The sequence below is a fragment of the Streptomyces sp. AK02-01A genome, from assembly GCF_033795305.1.
GTDB lineage: Bacteria > Actinomycetota > Actinomycetes > Streptomycetales > Streptomycetaceae > Streptomyces.
The window spans coordinates 60,409-70,448 of sequence record NZ_JARBAE010000040.1 but is presented as its reverse complement, the minus strand read 5'-3'; the positions used below and the strand labels follow the sequence as shown (position 1 = coordinate 70,448).

At 70.1% G+C, this 10,040-nt stretch carries 11 protein-coding genes; 6 read left to right on the top strand and 5 right to left on the bottom strand.

The window, feature by feature from the left end; genetic code table 11:
- Positions 1-115 precede the first annotated feature (115 nt).
- Entirely contained in the window at positions 116-700 is a 585-nt protein-coding gene (locus PV679_RS28635) for a TMEM165/GDT1 family protein (RefSeq protein WP_319683361.1), read from the bottom strand.
- 407 nt (positions 701-1,107) lie between these two features.
- Here PV679_RS28635 and PV679_RS28630 point away from each other — a divergent pair, with 407 nt between their 5' ends.
- Together PV679_RS28630 and PV679_RS28625 are read left to right on the top strand one after the other, a co-directional pair.
- Positions 1,108-1,731, top strand: a complete 624-nt coding sequence (locus PV679_RS28630) for a hypothetical protein (protein WP_319683360.1) — start codon at positions 1,108-1,110, stop codon at positions 1,729-1,731.
- 40 nt (positions 1,732-1,771) lie between these two features.
- A complete protein-coding gene (locus PV679_RS28625) occupies positions 1,772-2,164 on the top strand; it encodes a cupredoxin domain-containing protein (protein WP_319683359.1) in 393 nt (130 codons plus the stop codon).
- Positions 2,165-2,315: 151 nt separating this feature from the next.
- On the opposite strand, the gene PV679_RS28620 is transcribed toward PV679_RS28625, so the two are convergent.
- Both PV679_RS28620 and PV679_RS28615 read right to left on the bottom strand, forming a co-directional pair.
- Positions 2,316-2,633, bottom strand: a complete 318-nt coding sequence (locus PV679_RS28620) for a hypothetical protein (RefSeq protein WP_319683358.1) — start codon at positions 2,631-2,633, stop codon at positions 2,316-2,318.
- Positions 2,634-2,801: 168 nt separating this feature from the next.
- The gene (locus tag PV679_RS28615; RefSeq protein ID WP_416069825.1) at positions 2,802-3,767 is read right to left on the bottom strand and encodes a DUF2382 domain-containing protein; all 966 of its coding nucleotides are present in this window, start codon (positions 3,765-3,767) and stop codon (positions 2,802-2,804) included.
- Between the two features lie 370 nt (positions 3,768-4,137).
- Between PV679_RS28615 and PV679_RS28610 the strand changes: the two genes are divergently transcribed.
- The 3 genes from PV679_RS28610 (at position 4,138) to PV679_RS28600 (ending at position 6,987) form a co-directional block, all read left to right on the top strand.
- Entirely contained in the window at positions 4,138-5,214 is a 1,077-nt protein-coding gene (locus PV679_RS28610) for an NAD(+)/NADH kinase (protein WP_319683356.1), read from the top strand.
- A 171-nt stretch (positions 5,215-5,385) separates the two neighbouring features.
- Positions 5,386-5,922 carry an isochorismatase family cysteine hydrolase gene (locus tag PV679_RS28605; protein ID WP_319683354.1) on the top strand — a complete coding sequence of 179 codons (537 nt, stop codon included), beginning with the start codon at positions 5,386-5,388 and terminating at the stop codon, positions 5,920-5,922.
- Between the two features lie 342 nt (positions 5,923-6,264).
- Positions 6,265-6,987: an HAD family hydrolase gene (locus tag PV679_RS28600; RefSeq protein ID WP_319683353.1), complete on the top strand. Its 723-nt coding sequence runs from the start codon at positions 6,265-6,267 to the stop codon at positions 6,985-6,987.
- An 82-nt stretch (positions 6,988-7,069) separates the two neighbouring features.
- Here PV679_RS28600 and PV679_RS28595 read toward each other — a convergent pair whose 3' ends face one another.
- Complete coding sequence (locus tag PV679_RS28595; protein ID WP_319683352.1) at positions 7,070-8,134, bottom strand: PHP domain-containing protein; 1,065 nt, start codon at positions 8,132-8,134, stop codon at positions 7,070-7,072.
- 173 nt (positions 8,135-8,307) lie between these two features.
- Between PV679_RS28595 and PV679_RS28590 the strand changes: the two genes are divergently transcribed.
- Positions 8,308-8,808, top strand: a complete 501-nt coding sequence (locus PV679_RS28590; protein ID WP_319683350.1) for a DUF6328 family protein — start codon at positions 8,308-8,310, stop codon at positions 8,806-8,808.
- Between the two features lie 391 nt (positions 8,809-9,199).
- Here PV679_RS28590 and PV679_RS28585 read toward each other — a convergent pair whose 3' ends face one another.
- Positions 9,200-9,823, bottom strand: coding sequence for an LAETG motif-containing sortase-dependent surface protein (locus PV679_RS28585; protein ID WP_319683349.1), 624 nt, complete (start codon positions 9,821-9,823; stop codon positions 9,200-9,202).
- Positions 9,824-10,040: the final 217 nt, after the last annotated feature.

Below are 10,040 nucleotides of genomic sequence, written 5' to 3'. Positions count from 1 at the left end.
CAATGTAGACGCATCCCCCTGGACAACAACAGTTGTCGGAAGAGTACGCGGACGCCGCCCGGCCTTCCCGGACACGACACAGCCGTTTCCGGCCCCTGCCCGTCCCGGGCGGCCGTCAGCCGACGAAGATCTCGACGACGGACCAGACGGCGAGGCCGAGCATGCACACGCCGCCGACGCGCTGGACGGTCTTGAGCGGGACACGGGTCGCTATGAAGCGGCCGGCGAGCAGGGCCAGGGCCGAGACGGACATCAGCGCGGCCGCCGAGCCGATGGCGGTGGACCAGGTGCCGTTGCTGGCGGCGAGATTCGCGGTGGTGATCTGGGTGAGGTCGCCCCACTCACTGATGAACACGGCCATGAAGGCCGTGGAGTACACCGGCCAGAAGCCGGTCACCGTCTTGACGTCACCGTCCTCGTCCTCGTCGCCGCCTCCGTTGCGCAGCAGCATGAACGCGCCGAACGCGAAGAGGGTGGCGGAGACGAGCTTGACGATCCAGTCGGGCAGGAGCCCGATCAGACTGCCCGCTCCGACGGCGATGGCGACGTGCACGATGAACGCCGTCGACGTACCGAACCAGACGTAGAGCGGGCGCATGCGCGTACCCATGGCGAGGGACGCGAACATGGTCTTGTCGGGGAGCTCCGCAAGGAAGATCAGCCCGAAGGCGGTGAGGATCGCCAGGGGGTCGAGACGCATTCCGGGTGGCTTTCTCTGAGGGCCGGACCCGGATCTTCGTCATACCCCGGAAGGAATGGAGGACCACTCGGCCCGGCACGACGGTGGTGTCCGCGGGAGTGCGGACATGTCTGTGCCTGACCGAAGGTCTCGCCCGCCCGCCGGATCGGCGGGCCCGGCCACCGGGAACCCGAAGGTTCCAGTGTGTCGACGACCGGTTCGCGGGGCTACTCCCCTTCGCAGCCGCTCACACTACCCCACTCGACGAGGCCGCCGAGGACAGTCCGGGACAGGGCCCGCCCGGCCGCCGTACGTCGGACGGCTCTTCCGGGTGGCCCGCCGCCGAGGGGTGTCGTGTAGTGGGTTTTGCGGCCGTGATCGGTCGGCCGGTTTGCTGCCCGTGGGGCGGCCTGATCAGAGGAGCCTTGATGAGGAGCAACACCAGGACAGCCGCCGCCGTGGCGGCCGCCGTACTGTGCGCGGCGGCGCTCGCCGGATGTTCCGACAGCGGCGGCAGCGGATCGGCGTCGAAGCGTGACATGCCCGCGGACTTCGCGGAGGCATCCGCGAGCCAGACCCCGTCGGCGAGCTCGTCCGCGCCCGCCAGAAACCCGAACGAGATCTCCGTGGCGTCCGGGCCACTCGGGCAGATCCTGGTCGACAGCAAGGGCCATACGCTCTACCTCTTCGAGGCCGACACAAGGAACAAGTCCACCTGCTCGGGAGACTGCGCCGTGGACTGGCCGCCGCAGATCGTCACCGGACAGCCGAAGGCGGGCAAGGGCGGCGTCGACCAGACGCTGCTCTCCACCGCCACCCGCAGCGACGGCAAGAAGCAGGTCACATACCGGGGCCATCCGCTGTACCGCTTCGAGGCCGACAAGAAGCCCGGTGAGACGCGAGGCCAGGGCCTGACCGCCTTCGGAGCCAAGTGGTACGTCATCGACCCGGCCGGCAACAGAGTCACCAAGCCGCAGCCGAGCCCCACCGGATCACCGAGCCCGACCGGCGCCTCGCCGACCGAGAGCTCGCCGAGCGCCAGCAGCTACTGATCCTCCCGGCAGGACCGGGGCCCGACAGCTCGGAGAGCAGATGACGCTCCCGCACCGCGCAGGTCAGGCACGTCTGGCCGCAGTCCTCGCCGCCGTCTGCGTCACCACTCTCGGCGGCTGCTCCGACAGCGGTGGCAGCAGCAGTTCCTCCACCGCTCCCAGCCCGTCCTCGTCCACCGGCGGACACACCGTCACCATTGACAACTTCACTTTCAAGCCCGCCACCCTGACCGTGTCCCCGGGCGCGGAGATCACGGTGATCAACAAAGACGCCGTCACACATACCCTGACCGCCGTCACGGGGAGGGCCTTCAACACCGGCGACATCCCCAGCGGGAAGACGGTCACCCTCACCGCTCCCGCCAATGCCGGCACTTACCAGTACATGTGCACCATCCACCCCTTCATGAAGGGCACTCTGACCGTCCGCTGACCCCTTGGGCCGATGCCGCCGAGGGGCGGCTCGGCCGTTGCGGCGCGAAGGGACAGGGAGCCGCCGGGCGGTGTGGGCCGTCGCCGTACCGGCCCCGCCGCGCCGGGGCGTGCCTCGGCGGGCTGATCCACCAGGGATTACGGGACAGCCCTCAGCCTGCGTCGATGCCCGTGATGACCGGCTCTCCCAAGGGCGCGGTCCGGATGGTGAAGCCGGCCTTGTCAAGAGCGCCGCTCGCGATCCTCCGGGCTTCCTCCTCCGCCGCGTTCGAATCGTCGGCCCGCACTTCGAGGCGGATGGTGAACGTCGACCGCTCACTGTCCACGGAGAGCAGGTCCAGTTCCTCCGCCGCACCGAAGCCGGTGCCCTGCGGGTCCGCCGGCCTCAGGGCCCCGAGCAGTACGGACCGCGCCTCGCCGGTCAGCGGTGCGTGAAGCGTGCCGGGGATCGTCACTACGTAGGTGGTCATACACCACACCTGTCCCGCCCTTCTCCCGGCACTCCTCGCCGGAAGAACGGGCCGCGTCCCGCCGGGTACGTACACCGGCGCCGCGACCGGACCGCACTGACCGGCTGCGACCCCGGCGCCGCTCCCACGCGGGAGGGCGGCGCCGAGGCCGGGCGACAGCCTCCCGGCTCAGTGGCGTGGGCCGCGCTTGCCTCCGAGGTCCTTTCCGGTCTGGCCGGTGTCGTACTCGATCTGCTCCTTGCGGACGTCGGAGGAGACCTCCTTCTGCTCCGTCACCTTCTCCGTCTCCATGCGTACGCGCTCGACGGGAACGGCTTCCTTGCGGATGACGGGCTGTTCGGCGTGGAGCGTCACCTCGGTTTCGGCCTCGCCGATGCGGGAGCTGCCGTCGCCGGCGCGCTCGCCGGGCGCGATCGGCTCATGGATGACATGCACCTCTTCGTGGCTGAGCGGCACGGAGGTGGTGACGCTCTCGGTCACCACGACCTTGCGCAGCCGGGCCCTGCCGACCTCGTGTTCCTCGGTGCTGATGTGCAACTGCTCCTCGGAGAGTATGAGTTCCTCGCTCTGCCCGGCGCCGGGCGCCGGGTGGCTGCCACGGGTCGCGGCGGCGCCGGCCGTCCCGGCCATGGCCGGACCCGGGCTCGCGCCGGCCGTCGTCGCGGTGCCGGCGGGCATGTCCGTGCCGGTTGGCATTCCCGTCGCCATGTCCCGGCCCATGCCCGTGCCCCTCCCTGTGCCGGTTCCCGCGGTGCCGGTCGCCGCCGTGCCGGTTTCCATGGGAGTGCCCATGGCGCTCGTACCGCCATGAGCGCCGGTGATGCCGTAATGCTGGTAAAGCTGCTTCTCCTGGCTGGGTTCCAGGTGCTCGTCGGCATCCAGGCGCGGCGCGCCCTTGACGGTGTCCTTGGTGTACGGGACATGCAGGTCCTCACCGAGACGGCGGGCGCCGGCCAGCGGGACGAGGCTTTCCTTCATACCGAAAAGACCGGTTTTCACGGTCACCCATTCCGGGCGGCTCGTGCGGTCGTCGACATAGACATGGCCGACGTTGCCGATCTTTTCGCCGTCCCGGTCGTACACGGTCAGACCGTTCAGCTCGTTGGGGTTGTCGAAGACGCCGTCGGCTGACATCAGAGATCACTCCTCGCGTGGGGGAAGCGCGTCTGCGGGGCCGGACCCTCACGGCCTGGCCCCTCACGGTCAGTCGCGCACCCATCCATCGCGCCTCCAGCCGGGGCCGACGGCAACCGGGGAAGGCCTCCGGGCACGGCTCCGGCCGGTCAACCACGCGCCGCTCACTGCACGATGTACCCCATCACCGCTATCCGCCATACGGGTGAATCGGTTGTGCGTGACCGTCCGCGCCGGGCCGACCTGGGCCAGGCGCGATCCGCTTCGGCGCGCCGGACCGCCGCGCACCGCGCCCGCTCCGTTTTCTTCGGCCATCCTTGACCGCTGAAGCAGACGGAACCCGAGGACCGGACATACGGAGAGCGCGATCATGCCTGTGAAACGTATCGGTGTCGTGGTCCATCAGGGCCGTCCCGCGGCCGTCGCGGCGGCGGACGTCGTCCGCGTCTGGTGTGAGGCGAACGGCATTCCGTGCCGGGAGATCGACGTGTGGAAGGACCGCGAACCGCGCCACGGAGGACAGGAGGAGTCCTCGGCGGCGGGCAATCCCGACCTGGTCGTCACACTCGGCGGAGACGGCACCTTCCTGCGCGGTGCGCGGATCGCCGCCAAGAACAACGCCGCGGTACTGGGCGTCGACCTGGGACGGGTCGGTTTTCTCACCGAGGTCCCGGTCGAGGAGGTGTCGCGGGCACTGACCGCGGTCCATGGGGGCCGGGCCACGATCGAGGAGCGTATGACGCTCACCATGCGGGCCTCGCGCCCTCTTGAGATGCCGTCCGGCATCGAAGCCCTGCTGCGCTACGGACGCGGCCCGACGCTGCCGCCGCCGCATGTCCGGGCCAACACCACCGGGAACGAGGACTGGGGTGTGGCCCTGGACGTGATGGCGCTCAACGACATCGTGCTGGAGAAGCTCGCCAGGGACCGGCAGGCGAGCCTGGGTGTCTATCTCGCCGGCCGCCTTCTCGCCGCGTACTCGGCGGACGCCGTCATCGTGGCCACGCCGACCGGCTCCACCGCCTACAGTTTCGCGGCCGGAGGCCCGGTGCTCTCTCCGCACATGGACGCCGTGGTCTTCACACCGGTGGCACCGCACATGACCTTCAACCGCACGGTGGTGACCGCTCCCGACGAGCCGGTGGGGCTACGGGTGCTGCCTCACTCCGGGGATGTGGCGATCAGCATCGACGGGCAGCTCCGCGGCGTGCTGGAGCCGGGGGACTGGGTCGGTGTGTACGGGGCCAAGTACCGGCTGCGCCTGGTGCGGATGGGTCCCACCGACTTCTACAGCAGGCTGCGCGAGCGCTTCCGGCTGACCGACGCGCCCGCCGCGACGGCGGCCGACGGCCAGACCGCGCCGCTGTTCCGTCCGAACAGTCCGGTGCCGGACGATCTGAGCCATCTGCGGCTGCCGCCGGCCCAGCGGCCGACTACGCGCGACTGACGGCCGCGCCGGCACCGCCGTACGCCGTTCTCCTACGGCGTGCCGCGGTTCCGCGCGATGGGAGGCGGCCGCGCGGGCATCACCGAACCGGGGCGCCCCGATCCCGGGCCGGGCCGCTGCGGCGGTGGCGCCCGGCGGCCGCGTCGAGGCCGCGGTGACACCATGGAGTTCATGAGGAAAAGCGCGGTCGTCGTCATCGACATGATCAATACATATGATCACGCCGACGCGGACCTCCTCCTTCCGTCCGTGACGAAAGTGGTGCCGTCCGTCGTCCGGCTGCTTGAGCGGGCCCGGGAGCGAGGCGTTCCCGTCATCTACGTCAATGACAACTTCGGCGAGTGGCGGTCCCACCACGGCGAGATCGTCGACACCGCGCTCTCCGGCCCGCACGCCGATCTGGTCGAGCCGTTGCGGCCCGACGACGAGTCACTGTTCGTGGTGAAGGCCCGGCACTCGATCTTCTACGAGACACCTCTCGCCTATCTGCTCAGCCAGCTCGGCATCGGACATGTGATCCTCTGCGGGCAGGTGACCGAGCAGTGTGTGCTGTACTCGGCGCTGGACGCGCATATCCGGCATCTGGAGGTGACGGTTCCCGAGGACGCTGTCGCCCATATCCACGCGGATCTCGCCGATGCGGCGCTGCGGATGATGCGGCGCAATATGAAGGCGGAGATCAGGAACACCGACTCGATCGAGTTCTGAAACACGTCCCGGGATCTTCCTCGGAGCGGCCGGCCTCGTGATCGCTGGCGGGCGCGGACCACACGGTGTCCTGGAGTTTCGGCGGCTGACGGGCCGGACGAGGACACCGTCCTTCCGGCCGGAGCCCCGGCTTGCCGTTCCTTCCACGGTGGCTGCGGTCTCACCCGTACGGCCCGCCCAGCGCGTCGGGCCGTACGCGAAGGGCACAGGCTGAGTGGACGAAGACGCGGCGGAGGAAGACGAACCGAGGCGTACGAGCGTTCCGGCCCGGTGGAGACGGCACGACCAAGGCGTCGCCCGGGTCCGGAGCCCAGCCCTCGCTGGAACGGGAGTGGGACACATATGGCGGCGCGCGCGGCACTGTTCGACGTCGACGGGACTCTCGTCGACACCAATTACCTCCATGTGACGACATGGTGGGAGGCGTTCCGCGAGGCCGGGCACAAGGTGCCGATGCCGATGATCCACCGGGCGATCGGCCTCGGCGCCGCCGACCTCATCGCGCATCTGCTCGGCGACGACCGGGACCGCGACCAGGACGCGGAGATCAGCGCCGCGCACACCACGCTCTACGGGACCTATCTCGACCGGCTGCCCGCGATCGAAGGCGCGGCCGACGTCCTCAGGTCGCTGGCCGACCGGGGCTGGCGGATCGTGCTCGTCACCTCGGCGGGAGGGTCCGAACTCACTGCGCTGCGGCGCGCGATCGACGCCGACGACGTCATCGACGGCACCACCAGCGCCGACGACGTGGCCGCCGGCAAACCCGCTCCCGACCCGGTGCGCCAGGCTCTGGGACTGGCCGGGGCGGAGCCGGAGCGGGCGGTGTTCGTCGGTGACACGGTCTGGGACATGCAGGCGGCGTCGCGGGCGGGCGTCCGTGGTGTCGCCCTGCTGTCGGGCGGAGTCCCGCGCGACGCGCTGGAGTCCGGCGGCGCGAAGGAGGTCTACGAGGATCCGACCGATCTGCTGGCCCGCCTCGACACCAGTCTGTTCGTGGATCTGGAAGGCGCCGGTGCGGCCACCGGCTCGGACTCGCGGACGCGGAGCAGAGCGGAGCGCTGACTCGTACGGTCCGGATCCGTGCGGCCGCTGACGGCCCGCTGACCGGCCGTACGACATGAGCCGCCGCTCGACGCGAGCCCGCTCACACCGCTGACGGGGCCTGCCGGGACCGCGTCCACTCCCGCAACTGCCCGGCGTGCCAGGTGTTGATGACGCGGTCGGCCGGCACACCGCACTCCTCCGCCCGCGCGCAGCCGAGGATCTGCCAGTCGAGCTGTCCGGGGGCGTGGGCGTCCGTGTCGACGGCGAAGAGGACACCGGCGGCGACCGCCTCGCGAAGCAGCCGGCGAGGCGGGTCCAGCCGCTCGGGCCGGCTGTTGATCTCCACGGCCGTACCGGATTCGGCGCAGGCGGCGAACACGGCCTCGGCGTCGAACTCCGACTCCGGCCTGCCGTCGGCCGTCCCGTCGTCTCTCCGGCCGCGCCGGGACCGTCCCGTGAGGAGGCGTCCGGTGCAGTGTCCCAGTACATCGGTCCGTGGATCGCGTACGGCGGTGATCATGCGCCTGGTCATCGGAGCGGACTCCATGCGCAGCTTCGAGTGCACGGACGCCACCACCAGATCCAGCCGGTCGAGCAGCTCAGGCTCCTGGTCCAGCGAGCCGTCGGGCAGGATGTCGCACTCGATCCCGGTGAGCAGCCGGAAGGGAGCCCACTGTTCGTTCAACTCGGCCACCACATCGAGTTGTTCGCGCAGCCGCTCGGCCGACAGGCCCCGGGCGACGGTGAGCCGGGGAGAGTGGTCCGTGAGCACGGCCCATTCGTGCCCGATCGCCGCGGCCGTCCGTCCCATCACCTCGATGGGACTTCCGCCGTCCGACCAGTCCGAGTGCAGATGGCAGTCCCCGCGCAGCGCGGCGCGCAGGTCGTTCCCGTGCTCCGCGAGCGGTGCGGCGGCCTCCCGCTCCAGCCGTTCCAGATACTCCGGGACCCGGCCCGCCACCGCCGCCTCCACCACCTCGGCGGTCTTGGGACCGATACCCGGGACGCGAGTGAGCGTCCTGGCCGCGGCGCGCCGCGCGACCTCGTCAGGAGGCATGTCCGCGATGGCCGAGGACGCGGTACGGAATGCCTTGGCCCGGTATGTCTCGGCCCGCGAACGCTCCAGCAGAAAGGCGATCCTGTCGAGAGCCACCACCGGATCCATGCGCGCCCCCAGGCGTGTCGGTCGGTTTCCGTTCATTCTCCGTGCCACCGCCACGGAGTGCATCCCGCCGGACGCGCCGGCGCTCCCTCCGGCGACGGCGCCGGGCCCGGCCTGTCCCGGGGCCCAGCGGGTACGCGCAGTCCACCACATCACCGATGGCCATGGAGGGCTCCGTGTCTTCGACAACGCAGCAGACCGACGACAGGGCGGACGGCCGTGAGGAGACGGAGAACGAGCGCGCCGACCGTCAGTGGTCGGAACTGATCCAGGAGGTGCGCGTCGCGCAGACCGGCGTGCAGATCATGTTCGGCTTTCTTCTCACGGTCGTCTTCACGCCCCGCTTCACCACACTCCCGGACGTCGACCGGACGATCTATCTGGTCACCGTCGTGCTGGGCGCGGCGGCCACCGGGGCGCTGATCGGCCCTGTCGCCTTCCACCGGGTCGTCTCGGGCCGCCGTATGAAGCCGCGCGCGGTGATATGGGCTTCCAGACTGACCGTCACCGGACTGTGCCTGCTGCTCGCGACCCTGATCTCGGCGCTCCTGCTGATCATGCGGGTGGCCACGCACAACCACCTGGTGCCGTGGATCGTCGCGGGAATCGTCGCGTGGTATGTGCTGTGCTGGTTCGTCCTGCCTCTGTGGGCGGGCCACCGTCATACGCGCACCTGAGGCGGCTTCCAGAGCCGTGAGAGCTGATGAGGCCCCGCAGCAAGGAACGCTGCGGGGCCTCACACTGCTCGGGGAGTACGCCGGGTGATGTCCTTCCCTCGGGTCGGACCGCCCGTCGCGTACGTTCCCCGGGGCCGGCCTCGACCGGATCGTCGTTCACCGTGGGTCGGCGCGACGACACGCACGACTCCTGTCGTATGGAATCCGAGCAACGCGCCCCGTGGGACGAGCTGTCATTCGGTCCGTGCCTCTCGGTCGGGTGACCGCCGGCCAGGCCGCCGAGTGTTGGCGGTGGAAGTTCTGGACGACGTCCGACATGGCGACAGAGGAAGGGCGAGCCGGGTTACGGCTGTTCCGGCCGTGGCGGCGGGGTGGTGCGTGAAACGGTTGTTCAGTGCTGCGCGGTGCGACGCTTGCGCGAGGCCCACATGATGCCCGCTCCGGCCACCAGCACAACAGCGGCCGCACCGGCGATGATCGGCGTGGCGCTGGAGGAACCCGTCTCGGCGAGGTCGTCCCCGGCAGGAGACGGCTTCGACGTGGGGAGCACGTCCGAAGAGCTGCTGGGCTCCTCGGTGGGCGTGGGCGCCTCAGTGGTGGCGGTCTCCGAAGGCGTCGGCTTCGGGCTGTCCGACGCCGGCGGCGGGGTGCCAGGGGTGTCGCAGACCGGAGCGGTCTTGGTCTCGTCCTTCGAGTACTGGTCGCCGTCGGCGGCCTTCACGACGAGACGGACGGACACCTCGCTCGTGTGCTCGGGAAGGTCGAGCTTCTGGTGGAACTCGTTCTTGAACGACTTGGTCGGCAGCAGGTCCTTGCCGTCCACGGTGATGTTCACCGTGTTCTTGTCGCTGTTGCCGTAGCTGGTCAGGTCGACGCTCACCTCGGAGCAGCTCACCGTCCAGACCGGCGTGTGCGCCATCGCCGGGGCGGCCGACAGGCCGACCCCGAGCGCACCAGCAGTCGCGATCGTTATGAGGGCGCCTCTGCGCCGCCACGATCCGCTGAATACAGTCACAGAATCCTCCGCGATAACCGCGCCGCCCACGATGACGGCGCGCGCGCACAGTACCGCCATCGGCCATGACCTCATCAACCGCCCCACCCAACTCGCCGTCTCCACGGACCTCATATCGCTGGTGAGAGGGCCAATGGCGGTCATCGCGGCGAACTGGCGGGGCCTGAACGGAAGCCCCGCTGACCTCGTGTCCGCCCTCCGCGCATCGGGCCGTCAT